The organism is Rhodococcus sp. WB9 (assembly GCF_007558985.1).
Classification (GTDB): Bacteria; Actinomycetota; Actinomycetes; order Mycobacteriales; family Mycobacteriaceae; genus Rhodococcus_F; species Rhodococcus_F opacus.
In genome coordinates, this window is sequence record NZ_CP041769.1 from 6,606,381 (window position 1) to 6,623,660 (window position 17,280).

The 17,280-nt window shown below is 67.2% G+C and carries 17 protein-coding genes; 10 read left to right on the forward strand and 7 right to left on the reverse strand.

What is annotated here, in order from left to right; translation table 11 throughout:
* Positions 1–52: 52 nt before the first annotated feature.
* From FND50_RS30805 to FND50_RS30815, 3 genes are all read right to left on the reverse strand, one after another.
* Entirely contained in the window at positions 53–1,195 is a 1,143-nt protein-coding gene (locus FND50_RS30805) for a lipase family protein (protein ID WP_144289203.1), read from the reverse strand.
* Between the two features lie 93 nt (positions 1,196–1,288).
* On the reverse strand, positions 1,289–2,605 hold the full coding sequence (locus FND50_RS30810; RefSeq protein WP_144288219.1) for an MFS transporter: 1,317 nt from the start codon (positions 2,603–2,605) through the stop codon (positions 1,289–1,291).
* On the reverse strand, positions 2,602–3,846 hold the full coding sequence (locus FND50_RS30815; protein ID WP_144288220.1) for a M20 family metallopeptidase: 1,245 nt from the start codon (positions 3,844–3,846) through the stop codon (positions 2,602–2,604). The genes FND50_RS30810 and FND50_RS30815 overlap by 4 nt, the downstream gene beginning before the upstream one ends.
* 128 nt (positions 3,847–3,974) lie before the next feature.
* Between FND50_RS30815 and FND50_RS30820 the strand changes: the two genes are divergently transcribed.
* Positions 3,975–4,994 (forward strand): Lrp/AsnC family transcriptional regulator, encoded by a 1,020-nt coding sequence (locus tag FND50_RS30820; RefSeq protein ID WP_005572320.1) that lies wholly within the window; start codon positions 3,975–3,977, stop codon positions 4,992–4,994.
* A 41-nt stretch (positions 4,995–5,035) separates the two neighbouring features.
* Positions 5,036–5,575, forward strand: a complete 540-nt coding sequence (locus FND50_RS30825) for a DinB family protein (RefSeq protein ID WP_144288221.1) — start codon at positions 5,036–5,038, stop codon at positions 5,573–5,575.
* Between the two features lies 1 nt (position 5,576).
* On the opposite strand, the gene FND50_RS30830 is transcribed toward FND50_RS30825, so the two are convergent.
* On the reverse strand, positions 5,577–6,338 hold the full coding sequence (locus FND50_RS30830; protein ID WP_144288222.1) for a class I SAM-dependent methyltransferase: 762 nt from the start codon (positions 6,336–6,338) through the stop codon (positions 5,577–5,579).
* Between the two features lie 83 nt (positions 6,339–6,421).
* On the opposite strand from FND50_RS30830, the gene FND50_RS30835 reads away from it, so the two are divergent.
* On the forward strand, positions 6,422–6,763 hold the full coding sequence (locus FND50_RS30835) for a TraR/DksA C4-type zinc finger protein (RefSeq protein WP_005259009.1): 342 nt from the start codon (positions 6,422–6,424) through the stop codon (positions 6,761–6,763).
* On the opposite strand, the gene FND50_RS30840 is transcribed toward FND50_RS30835, so the two are convergent.
* Positions 6,760–7,044 carry an ANTAR domain-containing protein gene (locus FND50_RS30840; RefSeq protein WP_144288223.1) on the reverse strand — a complete coding sequence of 95 codons (285 nt, stop codon included), beginning with the start codon at positions 7,042–7,044 and terminating at the stop codon, positions 6,760–6,762. The two genes, FND50_RS30835 and FND50_RS30840, sit on opposite strands and share 4 nt — an antisense overlap.
* Before the next feature lie 358 nt (positions 7,045–7,402).
* On the opposite strand from FND50_RS30840, the gene FND50_RS30845 reads away from it, so the two are divergent.
* From FND50_RS30845 to FND50_RS30855, 3 genes are read left to right on the forward strand one after another with little or no spacing between them, the layout of a single operon-like run.
* Positions 7,403–7,621, forward strand: a complete 219-nt coding sequence (locus tag FND50_RS30845; protein WP_005572322.1) for a ferredoxin — start codon at positions 7,403–7,405, stop codon at positions 7,619–7,621.
* Positions 7,611–8,975, forward strand: coding sequence for an NAD(P)/FAD-dependent oxidoreductase (locus tag FND50_RS30850; RefSeq protein WP_144288224.1), 1,365 nt, complete (start codon positions 7,611–7,613; stop codon positions 8,973–8,975). Before FND50_RS30845 ends, FND50_RS30850 begins: the two co-directional genes overlap by 11 nt.
* A 14-nt stretch (positions 8,976–8,989) precedes the next feature.
* The gene (locus FND50_RS30855; RefSeq protein WP_144288225.1) at positions 8,990–10,201 is read left to right on the forward strand and encodes a cytochrome P450; all 1,212 of its coding nucleotides are present in this window, start codon (positions 8,990–8,992) and stop codon (positions 10,199–10,201) included.
* A gap of 227 nt (positions 10,202–10,428) precedes the next feature.
* Here FND50_RS30855 and FND50_RS30860 read toward each other — a convergent pair whose 3' ends face one another.
* Both FND50_RS30860 and FND50_RS30865 read right to left on the reverse strand, forming a co-directional pair.
* Positions 10,429–11,868, reverse strand: a complete 1,440-nt coding sequence (locus FND50_RS30860; RefSeq protein WP_260850764.1) for an HNH endonuclease signature motif containing protein — start codon at positions 11,866–11,868, stop codon at positions 10,429–10,431.
* A 274-nt stretch (positions 11,869–12,142) separates the two neighbouring features.
* Positions 12,143–13,090: an AraC family transcriptional regulator gene (locus FND50_RS30865; RefSeq protein ID WP_144288226.1), complete on the reverse strand. Its 948-nt coding sequence runs from the start codon at positions 13,088–13,090 to the stop codon at positions 12,143–12,145.
* Positions 13,091–13,329: 239 nt separating this feature from the next.
* On the opposite strand from FND50_RS30865, the gene FND50_RS30870 reads away from it, so the two are divergent.
* From FND50_RS30870 to FND50_RS30885, 4 genes are all read left to right on the forward strand, one after another.
* A complete protein-coding gene (locus tag FND50_RS30870) occupies positions 13,330–13,902 on the forward strand; it encodes a flavin reductase family protein (protein WP_144288227.1) in 573 nt (190 codons plus the stop codon).
* Positions 13,903–13,922: 20 nt separating this feature from the next.
* Positions 13,923–15,539: a 4-hydroxyphenylacetate 3-hydroxylase family protein gene (locus tag FND50_RS30875; protein ID WP_144288228.1), complete on the forward strand. Its 1,617-nt coding sequence runs from the start codon at positions 13,923–13,925 to the stop codon at positions 15,537–15,539.
* Between the two features lie 20 nt (positions 15,540–15,559).
* Positions 15,560–16,408, forward strand: coding sequence for a catechol 1,2-dioxygenase (gene catA / locus FND50_RS30880; RefSeq protein WP_144288229.1), 849 nt, complete (start codon positions 15,560–15,562; stop codon positions 16,406–16,408).
* Positions 16,409–16,481: 73 nt separating this feature from the next.
* Positions 16,482–17,276, forward strand: a complete 795-nt coding sequence (locus FND50_RS30885; protein WP_144288230.1) for an alpha/beta fold hydrolase — start codon at positions 16,482–16,484, stop codon at positions 17,274–17,276.
* Positions 17,277–17,280 lie beyond the last annotated feature (4 nt).

A 17,280-nucleotide genomic window follows, 5' to 3' on the forward strand; every position in this document is an offset into this window, starting at 1 on the left:
GCCTGCGGGCGCGGCGAGCAACTGTCCGGAATCTGGACAGTGCCGCGTTCACTCAGTCGAACAGCCCCCGCACGAACGGGATGGTGTCGGCCTGCGAATCGACGAGCGTGCCGCTGTGGTCGGTGGGATAGGTCTTGAACGTGACCGGCTCACCGTTGGCGGTGAGCGCTGCGACCAGCGAGAACGCCGAGGGCGCGGGCACGTCGATGTCGGTGAGCCCCTGCCCGATGAACAGGGGACGGTCGTGCCCGCTCGTGGGGACGCCCATGTAGTCCACGAGCAGTCCGTGGAAGTTCGGGATCTGGTTCAGCGGCTTGCTGAACAGGTCGCCGACCACCACACCCTCCGCGGCGTCGTGGAGGTCGTTGACGCACAGCTGCTCCGCGGCGTTCACGTAGTGGGCGCCGAGCGGGGTGAGATACGAGTCGAGGTCGATCTCGGGGTGCGCCGACCGCAGTCCCGCGAGGATGTAGAACAGGTACGACGTGAGGCCGGCGGGGATCGCCGTGGGCGGCACTCCCGGGCCGAGCGGCAGCAGTGTCAGCTCGATGTTCGCGGGCACACCCGTTCCCACGGCCCCGCGGTAGTCGAGCGTCTCGCCGCCGTACTCGGTGGCGTAGCGGGCGGTGGTGATCGCGGCGCCGCCGCCCTGCGACTGGCCGACCACGACCCACTTGTTCGACAGGGACTCGTCGACGGCGCGGGCGGCCTTCACCGAGTCGACGACGCTGTGCGCCTCGACCTTTCCGTCGAGGTACGGCATCACACCGGGTGTGCCGAGGCCGACGTAGTCGGTGGAGACGACGGCGTACCCCTGGTCGAGCCAGCGTCCGAGGTACGGGTAGTCCCGCTCGGGGAGCGCGGGCCCGACGAGCGAGGGCGCACAGTCGTCCGCGAGACCGGACGTGCCGTGCGCCCACGCGACCACCGGCCATCCCCCGTCGGGCGCCTCCCCCGGCGGCACGTACATGGCGCCGCTGCTGAGTGCGGGGCTCCCCTCGGACCCGATCGACCAGTAGGTGATTCGCTGCGCGTCGGCGGCGCCGGGGATCCAGAGGTCGACTGGCAGAGGCTCGACCTCCACGACGCTCCCCGGCGCGCGTTCGGCCTCGTCCGCGAACGCGGCCGGGGAGGCGAGGCAGGTGCCGCCCACCGTCAGCGATGCGATCGCGACGCTTGCCGCGGCTCGCGCCATGCGTACCGAGTGTGTCTTCACCGCTTCAAGATAGAGCCTCCCCCGCACGTGAGTGGCAAAGCGTACGGGAGCACGCTTTGCCACTCACGTGCGCTACGTCTGGGACGCGAGATCCCGTCCCCGGGTCTCGGGGATCGTAAACAGTGCGGCGATCGAGACCGCGACCAGCGCGAGCGCATACCACTCGAAGAGGTCCGGCGTACCGCGGTCGGCGAAGAACGTCTGGACATACGCGGCGGTCCCGCCGAACGCCGCCACACCGATCGAGTACGGCACCCCGACACCGGCGGCACGCAACCCGGTCGGGAACAGTTCGGCCATCATCGCCGGCATGACGGACAGGATCGCGCCCATCACGAACAGGGCGATCGCCATCGCGAAGAACAGCGTGACCGCGCTGTGCCCGATCATGGCGTTGAGCGGGAACAGCAGGGCAGCGATACCGACGTTGCCGATGTACAGCACCGGCTTGCGTCCGATCCGGTCCGACAACGCACCCCACAACGGCAGGGACGCAATCAATACGAGGTTCGCGCCGACCCCCGCCCACAGTGCGCCGGACGGATCGATGCCCCGGACGGCGATCGCGTAGGCCGGCGCCGACACGGCCCACACGTAGTAGACGACGGTGCCGCCGACGGTGAAGAACAGGATCTGGAACACCTGCCGCCGGTGCGCCAGGAACAGCTGCCACATCGACTGCTTCGCGGACTCGTCACCCGACTCCTCGTAGACTTCGGTCTCCTTCATCCGGGACCGCATCCACAACACGAACAGCCCGAGCACGCCGCCCAGCAGGAACGGCACCCGCCAACCCCAGGCGGCCATCTGCTCCGAACTCAGCGTCGTCGTGAGCGATGCGCCGAGAAGCGTGCCGACGACGACCCCGGTGGTGTTGGAAATGTAGATGAGACTCGACCACAGTCCACGCCGGGCCGTCGGCGCGAATTCGACGATGTAGGTCTGCGCGGACGGCAACTCGCCGCCGTGCGCGACACCCTGCGCGAGACGCGCCACGACGAGGACCACCGCCGCCGCGACGCCGATCGTCTGATGGGTCGGCGTCAGACCGATGACGAGACTGCCGACGGCCGCCAGCCCGACGGCGAGCGTCATCGACAGTTTGCGTCCCCGCCGATCCGACAGCCAGCCGAACAGCAGACCGCCGAACGGCCTGGCGACGAATCCGACAGCGAAGACTCCGAACGACGCGAGCAGGTCGGAGACCGCGGAGCCGGTGTGGAAGAACTGCGGGGCGAAGAACGCGGCGAACGTCGCGTAGACGGTCCAGTCGAAGTACTCGATCCCGTTGCCCGTGCCCACGCCGACGATCGCGCGCGCCTTCTCCCAGCGCTCGGATCTCTGCTGGACGGTGTTCACGGTCCCGCTCTCGGTGGCGATCTCGGTCATCGTGCGTCGCTCCCCGCTGCCGCAGCAGCATTGTCGGATCGGGCCTTGTCCAGCCGCCGAACGGCCAGTCCGGCGTAGATGGTGGCGGCGTCGGCGAGCACCGCGTCGTCGAATTGCGCTCGGGGCGAATGGTTCATGGGAGCGGCCGCGGGATCGGCACCGGGCATGCACGCGCCCAGTCCGATGAACGCACCGGGCACTTCCTGCAGGACGTAGGAGAAGTCCTCGGACCCTGCCATCGGATGGGTGACCGTCTCGTATCGGTCCTCGCCCATGAGGTCGCTGACCACTTCGGCACCGAACGCGACCTCGTCCACGTCGTTGATTGTCATCGGGAACTCGGGGGCCACGGTGACGTCGACCTCGACGCGTTGCGCGGACGCCACCCCCTCCAGCACCCGGCGCAGCGCCGCCGGGACCTTCTCGTACGTGGTAGGCGAATAGCACCGCACCGTCGCCTCGAACCGCGCATCGTCGGGAATGATGTTGTGCCGCGACCCGGCCTGCACGTTCGCGACCGTCACCACCACGGGGTCGAACACGTCGAACGTCCGGGTGACCATCGTCTGCAACGACGTGATCATCTCGGCCATCGCGGTGATCGGATCCCGGGCAGTCGACGGGGACGATCCGTGGCCGCCCGCCCCGCGCACCGTGACGGTCAGCTTGTACGACGCCGCGAGCAGCGTGCCCGCCTTGGAGAAGAACCGCCCCTGCGGCTTCTGGCAGGAGAAGACGTGCATGCCGTACGCGGTGTCAGCGCGGCGCCCGGCGGCGTCGAGCACACCCTCGTCCACCATGACCTTGGCGCCGTCCCATCCCTCCTCCCCGGGCTGGAACATCAGGACGACGTCACCCGCCAAGTGGTCGCGATGACGGCTGAGCAGGTGCGCCGCGCCGACCAGCGCAGCGGTGTGCAGATCATGTCCGCATCCGTGCATGGCGCCGTTCTGCGCAGCGAAGTCGAGTCCTGTCTGTTCGGTGACCGGGAGTCCGTCCATGTCGGCGCGCAGCAGCACCGTCTGCGCGGCGTCGATCGGGCGCCTGCCGCCGCGGAGCACCGCGGTCACCGACGTCGTGTTCGTTCCCGTCGAGATCTCGAGCGGAAGGCCGTCCAACGCCTCGAGGACACGTTCCTGCGTGCGCGGCAGGTCCAGTCCGACCTCCGGTTCGCGGTGCAGTACGCGACGCAATTGCACGAGGTCACCCTGGAGGGCGCGGGCGTCGTCCACGAGATTCATTGCTCTCCCTTATGTCGGTGGTCACTTTCTCGACCGAATGCGTCGGTGGTCATATGCTGTGATCCGCGCAGCGACGGACTGCCGAGATCGTCGAAAACGATCATCTGTGCCGATTCAGGGAAGGTTTTATGAGCGAATTGCTGACTGAATCGGAGCTTTCGCTCATTCACGCACTGCAGATCCGTCCACGCGCGACGTGGTCCGAGCTCGCCCCGATCCTGCGGACGACGTCCGCGACGCTGGCAAGGCGGTGGGAGTCGATCACCGAGCGCGGACTGGCCTGGATCACCGCGTACCCCGCGCCGATGACGGGCGCCGGTGCATTCACCGCCATGATCGAGGTGACGTGCGATCTCAGCGGCACGAAGGCGCTGGTCGAGGCCCTCACTCGCGACCCACGGGTGGCGTCCATCGAGCATGCCGCGCGCGGGCGGGACCTCATTCTGACCGTGCAGACGGGGTCCCTGCACGAGTTGTCGGACCTGGTGCTCGAGGAACTGCCCGGCCATCCGAGCGTCAATTCGACCCGGACCCACACGTGCACCGCACTCCACGCGGAGGGCAGTCGCTGGCGCCTCGATTCCCTGGACACGGCACAGTCCGCCGCGATCGCCGCGCTGGAAAGCACCCCTCCGCAGTCCGGATCGGCTCGGCCGGAAAGCCTGACGGACGAGGTCGCCCGCGCGCTCGTCCGCGAACTCACCCGGAACGGCCGGGCGTCCGCGCGCGAGATCGCCTCGGTCATCGACCGGCCGGCATCGTCGGTTCGCAGGCAGCTCGCGGGGTTGCTGCGCTCCCGTGCGGTGGTGCTGCGCTGCGACGTGGCCCAGGACGCGACGCGGTGGCCCATCACCGTCACGTGGTGGTGCCGCCTGCCCGTGCGCGCACACCGGGAAGTCGTGGAGATCGTCAACACCCGGCCCGAACTGAGGTTGTGCATGTCGCTCACCGGGCCCGCGAACTTCCTCGTCAGCATGTGGGTGCCCTCGCTGCCCGACCTGTTGCGGGTTCAGGAGTGGCTGGAGAGCCGAGCCCCCAGCCTCGAGATCATCGACTCGTCGGTCACGCTCCGGTCCCGGAAGCGGATGGGGTGGGAACTCGACACTCACGGCCGCGCGACCGGTTATGTCACCGCGCACGGCGGCTGACCGCTACGGTCGAATACGCATCATCGGACCGGCTGGAGCAGGTGATCACCGTGACCTCTACCGCGAAAACGTCGACGACCGGCGAGCGTGCCGATTTGCTGGAGTCGCTGGCGAAGCACCGCTACTTCCTCCGCTACACCGTCCGGGACCTCACCGATGAGCAGGCGGTCCAGCGCACGACGGCGAGCGAACTGTGCCTGGGCGGACTCGTCAAACACGTGTCGGACGTCGAACGGGTGTGGGCCGACTTCATCGTGCGCGGCACCGACGCCGTGCGGGGCGGTCCCGCGGACGGCACCGGCACCGACAATCGCGAGAAGGAGTTCACACTCCGCGACGACGAGACGCTGGCCGACGTCCTCGACCGGTACGCGAAGGTGGGGCACCGGACCGACGAGATCGTGGCGTCGCTGCCCGACCTCGACATCTCGCATCCGCTGCCGAAAGCGCCGTGGTTCGAACCGGGATCACGCTGGTCCGCCCGCCGTGTCCTGCTCCACATCATCGGCGAGACCGCCCAGCACGCCGGGCACGCCGACATCATCCGGGAGGCTCTCGACGGGTCGAAGTCGATGGGCTGAGTCAGCCGCGGGTGCGAGCCTCGATGAGGAAGCGGGTCGAGTGCGCCACGAACGGCCCCTCCGCCTCGATCAGCTCATGGAGCTCCCGCAGCCGCTCGAGGTACTGCTGGACGGTGAAGCCGGGCACCATCCAGATCACTTTGCGCAGGAAGTAGATGACGGCGCCGATGTCGAAGAACTCGATCCGCAGGGATTCGAAGCGGAGATCGACGACGTCGAGACCGGCGGCCTGCGCGTCCACACACTCGTCCTCGTGGTGGCGGCCGCGCCGCACCTTCTTCGGTTGCGGCCCCAGGAAGTACTCGACGAGTTCGAAGACACTCGCATGCCCGACGTGCTGCGAGAAGTACGTGCCTCCGGGTTGCAGGACGCGGGCGATGTCGTCCCACCACACCGTGGCGGGGTGCCTGCTCGTCACCAGGTCGAAGGCGCCGTCGGCGAAGGGCAGCGGCGGCTCGTCCGCGTCGGCCACCACCACCGCACCGAGCGGGTGCAGCAGCGCCGTGGCCTTCGCGACATTGGGCGGCCACGATTCCGTCGCCACCATCACGGGAGGCATCTTCGCCGTACCGGCGAGGACCTCCCCGCCCCCGGTCTGGATGTCCAGGGCGGCATTCGCGCGCGCGAGCCGTTCACCCATCAGGCGTTGGTATCCCCACGACGGCCGCTGTTCGGTGGCCCGGCCGTCCAGCCAGGAGAAATCCCAGCCGTCCACCGACACGGATTCCGCCTCGGCCACCAGTTCCTCGAATGTGCGTCCCATGCCGGAAGCCTGACAGAAGATTCCGGGTCGATCGAGCGGATTACGTGGGGAAGCACCGGGCCGCCGGCGATGTTGACCCAGACATGACCGTCCCGGAACACCACACCCGAATCGCCGAGGAACGCGCCGACACCGAACGCCGGATCGCATCGCTGACCGGCCGTTTCACCGCGATCGTGGAGGGTTCGGAATTCACCACGGACGACGACGAACACGACCCCGAGGGTTCGACCATCGCGTTCGAGCGGGCCCAGGTGTCGGCGCTACTGGCCGACGCGCGGCGCGAGTTGGAGGATCTGGCGGCGGCGCAGCAGCGGCTCGACGACGGGACGTACGGCCTCTGCACTCGGTGCGGCCTGCCGATCGCCGACGTCCGGCTCGACGCGCTACCTGCCGCGCAGACGTGTATCGACTGCGCCGGTTAGCCGGTGTTACCGGACAGGAGGGCTCCCCATTCCCGGGTGGCCACGTCCCGTGCCCGTCGATGGTCATCGGCGTCGGGGTGGATGCCGTCGGCGAGGTCGGCGAGGGCTTCCGCCAGATCTCCGACATCGACCTGATGCCGCATGGAGGAGTCGAGTAGTTCGTCGAAGGCCTGGTCCGCGCTGTACGAGCTTCCGCGCGCGGTGGTCAGGATCTGAATTGCAGCGTCCAAAGCGGACAGGTGCCGTGTCGCGCGGGTGTCGCGGTGAGCTTCGATCGTCAATCTTCCGCCTCTGAGGTGTCGCCACTGGGCGTTGCCGGTCTCTTGTCACCACATCACATCACGATCTGGGCGTCCGTGTTGCCGAATCGAGACCGTGTCCGAAAGTTGTTTCTCGCCAGCAGGATACGAACGCCGGCAAGATACTTGTAACTCTCGTTACTACTTCAGGGTACTACCCGTCGGTAGGGGCGGACGGCGCCACATTTCTGAATGGCTCCAGAACAGCGGATCCAAACCGAACAGTTCAGCCATTCCGGAATACTGGTTTCCGGGTGGAGGTCTCCGCCCGACGCGATCGGACGGCCGTGCGCCGCGCAGTCCCTGTGGACCCGTGTGACCAGAACTGTTCAGAATCGGGATGATTGACGTGAAACTCGTCGTCGACCTCAATCGGTGCCAGGGTTACGCGCAGTGCGTGTTCCTCGCACCCGGCGTCTTCACCCTGCACGGAGAAGAGGCACTTCTCTACGACGCGGGCCCCACCGACGACGAACGCGACCATGTGGCGCAAGCCGCCGCCGCGTGCCCGGTGCATGCCATCACCACGGACATCCCCGCCCGACACGATGGGCAGTGACGTGCGGATCGTCATCGTCGGCGCGTCGCTCGCGGGCCTACACGCCGCGGAGGCACTGCGGGGGCAGGGCTTCGACGGTTCCCTCACCCTGATCGGCGACGAACCCTACGAGCCGTACGACAGGCCCCCGCTGTCGAAGGCCGTGCTCCTCGGAATCATGCCGCCCGACCACGCGGCGCTGCCCTTCCGCCCGGACCTCGACGCGCAGTGGCGGCTCGGTGTGCGGGCCACCCGGCTCGATCTGGAGAACAACCGGGTTGTTCTCAGCGACGGCGACACCGTCGAGTTCGACAAGGTGCTGATCTCGACCGGCGTCCGCGCCAGGCCGTGGTCGAACTCGTCCGAGGCCGCACTCGACGGCGTCTTCACCATCCGAACCTGCGACGACTCACGCCGGCTGAACGAGCGACTGTCCGCCGGACCACGTCATGTCCTGGTGATCGGGGCCGGGTTCACCGGATCGGAGATCGCGTCGGTGTGCCGGGAGCGCGGGCTGTCCGTGACGGTCACCGAACGCGGCCCGGCACCGCTGGTCGGCGCGCTCGGCGGAGTGGTGGCGGCGGTCGCGGCCGACATGCAACGCGACCACGGCGTCGACCTGCGCACCGGGGTCACGGTGACCGGGCTCGACGGGGACGGCAACGGGCAGCTGTGCCGTGCGCACCTGTCGGACGGGACCACACTCGACGTCGACGTGGCGATCGTCGCGCAGGGCAGTATCCGCAACACCGACTGGCTGTTCGGCTCCGGTCTCGCCGCGGGACCCCGCGGAGTCACGTGCGACGCCGGTTGCCGGGCATTCGACATCAACGGCATCGTCACCGACAACGTATTCGTCGCCGGTGACGTTGCGCGGCAACCACATCCGCTCTACGACTACCAGTTGCTGGCACTGGAGCACTGGGGCAACGCGATCGGTCAGGCCGAGGTGGCGGCGCACAACATGATCCACGACGGTCTCCGCCGGCGGCCGCACCTCGAGATTCCGGCGTTCTGGTCCAGCCAGTTCGGCGTCAACATCAAGTCCGTGGGTATCCCCACCTACTCCGATCAGGTGGTAATCACGCAGGGTTCCGTCGCCGACCGGCGATTCGTGGCGGCGTACGGCTTCCGCGGACGCGTCACGGCGGCTGTGGCATTCAACCAGGGTAAGTGGCTCGACTTCTACCGAGGACTGATCGAGTCGGCGGCCGCATTCCCCCCGGACTTCGACGTCATGGACCGGGCGGAGCCGTTCGAGGTGCGTGCGTCGGAGTTGCCGGACCCGGCCGTTCTCAGCCACGGACCCACCGTCGCGGTGACCGGCCATCTGCCCACCGAACGTCGCGTCGAGTTCGTCTCGCTACCGAAGTAACAGGGAGAGTGTCCATGTCGCGTGCGCAGCTGTTCCAGCGGATCACCGACCAGGCGAGCCGGCCGAATCCGTATCCGCTGTACGAGGAACTTCGCGAGACCCGGGTGGCGCCGCAGGACAACGGCTCCTACCTCGTCGGACGGTACTACGACGTCATGGCGCTCCTGCACGACCCGCGGATCAGCTCCGACCTGCACAACCGTGGTCCGGGACTTCCCGGATCGGATCGTGCCGGCGACGGGCCGGAGTCGTTCCTCAAACTCGATCCGCCCGAGCACGATCGGTTACGGAGACTGACGACGCGACAGTTCGGCCCGCCGCACAGCCCCGGCCGAATCGACTCCATGCGTGGCGAACTCGCCACACTCGTCACGAAACTGGTCGACGGGCTGGACGGTAAGGAGCGCATCGACATCGTCGACGACTTCGCCTACCCCTTCCCCGTCACCGTGATCTGCCGACTGCTCGGGGTACCCCACGAGGAGGAACCCAGGTTCCACGCCTGGGCCGACGCGTTGGTGGCAGCCATCGACCCGCGTCGCACCAGCGCCGACAACGATCAGGTAAAGGTGGCGCAGAAGGCCCAGATGGAGATGGCCATGTTCATGGCCGGTCTCATCGAGGACCGTCGCCGCGATCCCGGTGACGACATGCTGTCGGGGCTGGCCAACGATTCGGGGCCCGACGGTCAGTTGAACATCGTCGAGTTGGTCACCAATTCCATCCTGCTGTTCATCGCCGGGCACGAGACCACCGTCAACCTCATCACCAACGGCATGCTGACCTTGCTGCGCAATCCCGACGTTCTCGAACGTCTTCGCGCCGAACCGAAGTTGATGCCGCAGGCTGTGGAGGAACTGCTCCGCTTCGAACCGCCCGTGCATCTCCTGGGCCAGCGAACGCCGATCGTGGACATCGAAATCGACGGTGTCACGGTCCCGAAGGGTTCGCCCCTCGTCCTCGCGTTGGCATCGGCGAACCGCGACCCCGAACGCTTCGTCGACGCCGACAAGTTCGTCCCCGACCGCGCGGACAACCAGCACGTGGGTCTGGGCAGCGGCATCCACAGTTGCTTCGGCGCTCCCCTCGCCCGCCTCGAGGGGCAGATGGCGCTCGCCGAGCTCATCCGCCGCCTCCACAATCCGCGCCTCGTCGAGGACCCGCCGCCCTACCGGCCCAACCCGGTGCTGCGAGGCCCGCGGCACCTGCTGGTGGACTGTGGGTGACGGGGCTTACCGAGAACTACGCGAGAATTCCGTCGATAAGGATGCTCGCGCCGAGCACAGTTCCGAACACGTGCTGTAGCGCGACTACCGGTCATCGATGGCTGGGCGGCGGTGAGCTGACGGGTTTCCTCGAGGATCCGAGGCATTTCGAATTGATGCCTCGGACCGTCGAGGAAAAGCCGGGCCGACACCGTCGCATTGGGGGCGGGATAGCCGACAGCGTGTTGTCACGGCGCCCGGGCCTCTCCTCGCGCATGGTCGATCAACTCACCAGGGTGATGTCGGTGGTTGATGCGGGGTCTTCGGGTGGGGTCGATGTGTGGTGGCGGGATCCATTCGGTTCGGCCCGCGTATGCGGAGTGATGGGGCGCGGACCTCGTCGCCCACCCGGCCGGACCGCCGTTGACCTGAGCGTGGCAGGCGTCGCAGACCAGGGTGAGACCCTCGATGTCGGTGTGTCCGCCCTTGTGCCAGTCGGTGACATGGTGCACCGCACACAGACTCGCCGGCGCCGAACACCCCGGCCGGGTGCAACCCCCGTCCGAGGAGATCAGGGCGAGCCGCTGATCGGCGCTGGCCAGACGACGCCGCCGCCCCAGGTGCAGTGGACGACCCGCATGGTCGAACAGCGCGAGCACCGGATGCGCCTCCTCGGCCAGCGCCAATGCGTCCGCGATGGGGAGCACCCCACCTGTGGCTGTCGTGGCCAGGCCCCCGACCGCCTGCTCCAACTGCTCGAGTGTCATCGTGACGATCACTGTGGCCGGTAGACCCCGGTGCCGGCCGAGCACCCCCGACTCGAGCAGCGCCCGGAACACTGCGCTGAAGGCGTCGTGATTGCGCTGCGCTGCGGTGCGGGTATCGCGGGCGGCCGCCGCCGCCAACAGGTCACGATCGATCGACGGGTCTTCGCCGTCACCGGCCGGTGAGTCGGGATCGTCCGGATTGTTCATTCCGGGCCGCGCCCATTTTGCGAGGATCGGATCGAGCATCGCCCGCGCGACAGGGTCGAGTTCACCGGAGATTCTCGACATCAGTTCGGTGTCCTGACGGCCGATCGAAATGCCCCGCCGGCGTTTCCGGTCGCGGTCGTCGCCGAGGTTCCCGTCCGGATTCAGGTATGCCAGCAGCCGATGCCCCGCCTGCTCCACATCCTCCGGGGTTCCGCTCCTCGCCAACGTGGCCAGTACGGCCTCGGCGTCGGCCACCGCGTCGTTGTCGACGGCGTGGGGAATCTTGCGCATCACCTTCGCGATCGCCCGCACATGATCCGTGCCGATGTCGCCGTCGGCCTGTGCCGCAGCGGTTTCCGGTAAGACGGGAGGCATCGGTTCGCCGGCCAGCGTGTGCCACACCCCGAGCTCACGGGCTGCGGTGACCCGAGCGGACGCGTCCGCGCCCGAGATCCGCAGCACGTCGATCAGGAGTTTCTTCGGCGACGTATACCCCAGATTCGCCGGGACCGAGCGTTCCACGCTCTCCACGACCAATCGGTGTGAGGCCGACTCCGCACGGCGAAGGGACTGTTCCATTCCGCGCATCACCTCGACGAGCTCAGTGTCCGACAACTCGGCCAGGTCGGCATCGAGCAGCCCGTCGACCGCGGCAGCGAGCATCGACAGATGCTCCGCCACCCGGCTACCCACCGACCCCCCAGTCGAACTCATGTGCGAATACTATCGCGGGGGTCCGACAAGTTTCGGACGCGAACTCCGACGGCCTTACCGCTTCGACACCGCGACATACACGAGCCGCTCAGAGCCGGCAGGCGCGTGGACATGCACCCCCGCCGGAGGACAAACAAAATTCAGTACGCCAGAACCGTTGCAAGCAAGACTCATAAAGAGATACCTGACGCTGGAAGCCAAGCCCACGATGCAACGTAGCTGTCGCCAGCGATCCTTTGGACACGCTTCCGACCGAGCCTCCCCACCGGACCGATCAGACCCCGCGATCGCGCAGTGACTCGGACGGCGTCACGCCGTACTTGCGGCGGTAGGCGGCGGCGAATCTTCCGGTGTGCATGATTCCCCAGCGTGTCGCGACTTCCGAAACCGTCGCGCAGGAACCGATTCCGGTGAGGTCGGCGTGGACACGCTCGAGGCGCACGTCGACGAGGTACTCCATCGGAGTCATACCCACGTATTCGCGGAACCCCTGCTGCATGCGCCGGACGCTCACTCCGACGAGTTCGGCCATCTCCCCCGCGCTCCACGGGCGGGCCGGGTCCTGTTGGATCGCGTCGATGACCCGTTTGACGATGCGCGGCCGGATTCCCGCGGCACCTGCGTCGTCGTCCGGCATCGCGGTGAGCACGAGCGCAGTGGTCAACGCTCCGCACAGTTGTTGCGACACCTGATCGCTGTGTAGGAGAACGCTGTCGCGCAAAGCCTGGTCGGCGATGGAGCGGACGAACCTCAGCCAGTCGGCGCCTGCGCCGGTGCGCAGGTCGAGTTGCCGCGGCAACTTCTGGCCGGGCCGTGCGAGCACGCGGTCCATTTCGCGCTGCAGGTAGTCCCGGTCCACCTTGAACCCGATGATCTCGCAGGAACTGCTCCAGTTGGTGATGACGGTGCGGGTGTCGGGCGGGCAGATGGTGGCCAGCCCAGGCGTCGAGGTCACTTCCGTCCCGCCGGTGACGGAGACGATGCGGCCGGCCAGGGGGATGTTGATGCCGTACGCACCGGGATGGTCGGACTCGATCGACACGGGCGCGCCGAAACCGATCCGGGCGAGCCTGGACGGCCCCATCTGCGAGGACTCCAGGGAAGATCGCGCAGCGGTGTCCCGTGACAGCGGACGCAGCTCGTGAGGGAAGTACGCGTCCGCGACCACCTCGTGAACCTCGTCCCAGTCGGTGAACCCGGGACCTTCCAGCTGTCCTCGCATGCGTACGTCCAGACCTCTCACCTCGCGCCACGACCGCGCATGGGCAACTCCCGACCTTAGCATCGCCTGTGACTCACGTCACTGCAAGCGTCGGCGACCCACGTCCGGCAAACCCGTTTCGCGTTCCGGATCGCGCCTTCGCAATGCGGATCGACGGACTGTGACGCTCGTCATACGTTGTGCAGGTCCCCAATCGCAGGGGTAATCGCACGAATCGTGCAGAAAGGCGGTCAGGAGAAATGGACCAGCGCACTCTGCGTAACATTTTCGGCCAGTTCGCCAGTGGCGTCACCGTGATCACGTGCGCCAATGCCGCCGGTGAGCCGCACGGCGCGACCGTCACCGCCTTCACCGCCGTCTCGATGGAGCCGCGGCTGTGCCAGGTGACGTTGACCCGGAAGTCGAAGGCATGCAGCTACCTCGGTGATGCGCCGTTCGCGGTGAACATTCTGGCCGCCGATCAGCTCGACACGGCCATGCACTTCGCGGGCAAACCACAACGGACGGAACCGGTGTGGGACTCCGCGGGCATCGCTCCCGCGCTGTCCGGCAACGCGGCCACGCTCACGTGCTCACCCTGGGCTTCCTACGACGGCGGTGACCACATCATCTTCATCGGCGAGATCGTCGACGCGTCCGTCGACGCGACCAAGGACCCACTGCTGTTCTACCGCAGCACCTTCCACGACCTCGGTGCCACCTCGGGCACCACGGCGTGGAACGGCTGCCTCGACGACCCCCACAGCGGATGGTTCGACGCCGCCGCGTCGTTCACTCCGCTCCACCTGCAGCTCGCCCAGGCTGCCTCGTAATTCTGACCGAAAGGAACACCATGACCACCGCCGAAGCTGCCCCCGAGAGCGCCGTCGACCGCACGAAGGTCAATGTCGCCGCAGACTGTGAAGCGAACCGGACCGCGAACTTCGCCACCCGTCCGATGACCGGTGACGAGTACATCGAGTCGCTGCGCGACGACCGCGAGATCTACCTGCACGGCGAGCGTGTCAAGGATGTCACGACGCATCCGGCGTTCCGTAACCCGATCCGGATGACCGCCCGCCTCTACGACGCGATGCACACCGGCGAGCACGTCGACACCCTGACCACACCGACGGACACCGGCAGCGGGGGTGTGACGATGCCGTTCTTCCGGGCGCCGAAGAACTCCGACGATCTGCTGAAGGATCGTGACGCGATCGCCACCTGGGCGCGGATGACGTACGGCTGGATGGGCCGTAGCCCCGATTACAAGGCGTCGTTCCTCGGCACCCTGCACGCGAACAAGGAACTGTATTCACCGTTCCAGGACAACGCCGAACGCTGGTACAAGGAGTCGCAGGAGAAGGTCCTGTACTGGAACCACGCGATCATCAACCCGCCGGTGGACCGGCAACTCCCGCCCGACGAGGTCGGTGACGTGTTCATGAAGGTGGAGAAGGAGACCGACGCCGGCCTGATCGTCTCCGGCGCGAAGGTGGTGGCCACCGGATCGGCGATCACCAACTACAACTTCATCGCCCACTACGGTCTGCCGATCAAGAAGAAGCAATTCGCGCTGATCTGCACCGTCCCGATGGACGCGCCGGGCGTGAAGCTGATCTGCCGCACCTCCTACACCCAGCAGGCCGCGGTGATGGGCTCCCCGTTCGACTACCCCCTGTCGTCGCGGATGGACGAGAACGACACGATCTTCGTCTTCGACAAGGTGCTCGTGCCGTGGGAAAACGTGTTCATGTACGGCGACGTGGACAAGATCAACGCGTTCTTCCCGCAATCCGGATTCCTGCCGCGTTTCACCCTGCAGGGCTGCACCCGCCTGGCCGTGAAGCTGGACTTCATCGCCGGCATGTTGATGAAGGCACTCGACGCCACCGGAGCCGGCGGGTTCCGTGGGGTGCAGACCCGCGTCGGTGAGGTGATCGGCTGGCGGAACCTGTTCTGGTCGTTGACCGAATCGATGGTCCGCGACCCGGAACCGTGGGTGGGCGACACCGTCATCCCGAAGCTCGAGTACGGGCTGACGTACCGGATGTTCATGCAGCAGGGCTACCCGCGGATCAAGGAGATCATCGAACAGGACGTCGCGTCCGGGCTGATCTACCTGCCGTCCTCGTCCGCCGACTTCAAGAGCCCCGACGTCCGCCCGTACCTGGACAAGTATGTCCGCGGTTCGGAGGGGATGACCGCGGTCGAACGCGTCAAGATCATGAAGGCGCTGTGGGATTCGATCGGCAGCGAGTTCGGTGGCCGCCACGAGTTGTACGAACGGAACTACGCCGGCAACCACGAGGGCGTGAAGGCGGAACTGCTGATGTTCGCCGAGAACCGGGGCACGGTCAGCTCGATGAAGGGTCTGGCCGAGCAGTGCCTGGCCGAGTACGACCTCGACGGGTGGACCGTGCCCGACCTGATCGGCAACGACGACGTGTCCTACTTCGGCCGCAGCTAATCGCGCAGACCAGGAGAAACATGACCACCATCGACAGCCCTACCGCGGTCGGCTCCGGCAACGCCGCCACCGACAAGTTCAAGGGCGCAAGGTTCACCGCCGACACGTCCCCGGAACGCCTGTCCGCGATCGCCACCGAGGCGCTCGCCGGGCTGAGCGCCCTGATCCACAAGCACGCCGTCACCTACCCGGAGTACCGGGTCCTCAAGCAGTGGCTCATCGATGTCGGTGAGGGCGGCGAGTGGCCGCTGCTGCTCGACGTGTTCGTCGAGCACGACATCGAGGAGGTGAACTCCACCAGGTTCCGGGGCACCAAGGGCAGCATCGAGGGACCGTACTACGTGCCCGGGGCACCGGAACTGCCCGCGCGGTGCACCCTGCCGATGCGCGACGAGGACCGGGCCCACCCCGCGCTTGTCCTCCGCGGCCGGGTGACCGACCTCGACGGGGCCGGCCTCGGCGGCGCCACCATCGAGTTGTGGCACGCCGACGACGAGGGCTACTACTCGCAGTTCGCGCCGCACCTACCGGAATGGAACCTGCGCGGCACCATCGTCACCGACCCAGAGGGGCGGTACGAGATCACCACCATCGAGCCTGCCCCGTACCAGATCCCGACCGACGGCCCGACCGGTCAGTTCATCGAGGGGGCCGGCTGGCACCCGTGGCGGCCGGCGCACCTGCACCTGCGGGTGACGTCCCCGGGCAAGCAACCGATCATCACCCAACTGTACTTCGCCGGCGGAGACTGGATCGACGACGACGTCGCCACCGCAACGAAACCCGAACTCCTCCTCGATCCGCAACTCGACGACGCCGGGCGTAAGGTTGTCACATACGACTTCGCGCTCGATCCCGCCGCGGACTGAGACACCCACCATCCCCCCGGGCGACGCGGAAGATCGTGTCGCCCGGGGGATCGACGTTTGTGGAGGAATCATCATGCCGAGCACATCACCGGCGCGGACAACGGAATTCGTGCACACCGCGACGGCCGTGATCGAGGTCGTCGTCGAGGGCAGCGGTCCGTCGGTGATCCTGCTGCCTTCGCTCGGGCGCGAGTCGTACGACTACGACGACGTCGCGAGTGGACTCGCGCAGAACGGGTTCCGGGTCTCCCGGCCCCAACCGCGTGGCATCGGCCGGAGCACGGGACCATTGGAGAACATCACGTTGCGCGACCTGGCCGCAGATATCGGAGCGGTGATCGAGGGCCAGGACAACGGTGCGGCCGTCGTTCTCGGTCATGCCTTCGGGCACTACGTCGCCCGGATGCTCGCCGCCGACCGGCCCGACCTGGTGCGCGGCGTCGTCGTGGCTGCGGCGGGTGCCCGCAACTACCCGGCCGCGCTGACGGTGCTGGCGGTCAAATGCTCCGATTCGTCACTGCCCGACGAAGAGCGGATCGGCTACCTGCAGGCCGGATTCTTCGCCCCCGGCAACGATCCGAGGGAGTGGCTCACCGGTTGGTATCCGGAGGTGTCGAAGCGGCAGCTCGCTGCCTCGTCCGCCACACCCAAGGAGGAGTGGTGGGATGTCGCGCACCAGCCGATCCTGGATCTGCAGTCCGCTCTCGATCCGTTCCGTCCGCGTGAGACGGAGAACGAATTGCGGGATCGGTTCGGCGAATTGGTTACCGTGACCATCGTGCCGAACGCGAGCCATGCGTTGATGCCGGAAGCGCCCGCACAGGTTGTGCGGGCGCTCACCGACTGGATTCGGGCTCTCGACAGCTGAGCTG

What these genes read in the sequence shown, in the direction of transcription:
- FND50_RS30820 (WP_005572320.1), top strand. Translation starts at nt 3,975, where the DNA reads ATGAGCGAATTGCTGACTGAATCGGAGCTTTCGCTCATTCACGCACTG.
- FND50_RS30870 (WP_144288227.1), top strand. Translation starts at nt 13,330, where the DNA reads ATGGACCAGCGCACTCTGCGTAACATTTTCGGCCAGTTCGCCAGTGGC.
- FND50_RS30810 (WP_144288219.1), bottom strand. Translation starts at nt 2,605, where the DNA reads ATGACCGAGATCGCCACCGAGAGCGGGACCGTGAACACCGTCCAGCAG.
- FND50_RS30805 (WP_144289203.1), bottom strand. Translation starts at nt 1,195, where the DNA reads ATGGCGCGAGCCGCGGCAAGCGTCGCGATCGCATCGCTGACGGTGGGC.
- FND50_RS30885 (WP_144288230.1), top strand. Translation starts at nt 16,482, where the DNA reads ATGCCGAGCACATCACCGGCGCGGACAACGGAATTCGTGCACACCGCG.
- catA (WP_144288229.1), top strand. Translation starts at nt 15,560, where the DNA reads ATGACCACCATCGACAGCCCTACCGCGGTCGGCTCCGGCAACGCCGCC.
- FND50_RS30860 (WP_260850764.1), bottom strand. Translation starts at nt 11,868, where the DNA reads ATGAGTTCGACTGGGGGGTCGGTGGGTAGCCGGGTGGCGGAGCATCTG.
- FND50_RS30845 (WP_005572322.1), top strand. Translation starts at nt 7,403, where the DNA reads ATGATTGACGTGAAACTCGTCGTCGACCTCAATCGGTGCCAGGGTTAC.
- FND50_RS30830 (WP_144288222.1), bottom strand. Translation starts at nt 6,338, where the DNA reads ATGGGACGCACATTCGAGGAACTGGTGGCCGAGGCGGAATCCGTGTCG.
- FND50_RS30835 (WP_005259009.1), top strand. Translation starts at nt 6,422, where the DNA reads ATGACCGTCCCGGAACACCACACCCGAATCGCCGAGGAACGCGCCGAC.
- FND50_RS30815 (WP_144288220.1), bottom strand. Translation starts at nt 3,846, where the DNA reads ATGAATCTCGTGGACGACGCCCGCGCCCTCCAGGGTGACCTCGTGCAA.
- FND50_RS30865 (WP_144288226.1), bottom strand. Translation starts at nt 13,090, where the DNA reads ATGCGAGGACAGCTGGAAGGTCCCGGGTTCACCGACTGGGACGAGGTT.
- FND50_RS30850 (WP_144288224.1), top strand. Translation starts at nt 7,611, where the DNA reads ATGGGCAGTGACGTGCGGATCGTCATCGTCGGCGCGTCGCTCGCGGGC.
- FND50_RS30855 (WP_144288225.1), top strand. Translation starts at nt 8,990, where the DNA reads ATGTCGCGTGCGCAGCTGTTCCAGCGGATCACCGACCAGGCGAGCCGG.
- FND50_RS30875 (WP_144288228.1), top strand. Translation starts at nt 13,923, where the DNA reads ATGACCACCGCCGAAGCTGCCCCCGAGAGCGCCGTCGACCGCACGAAG.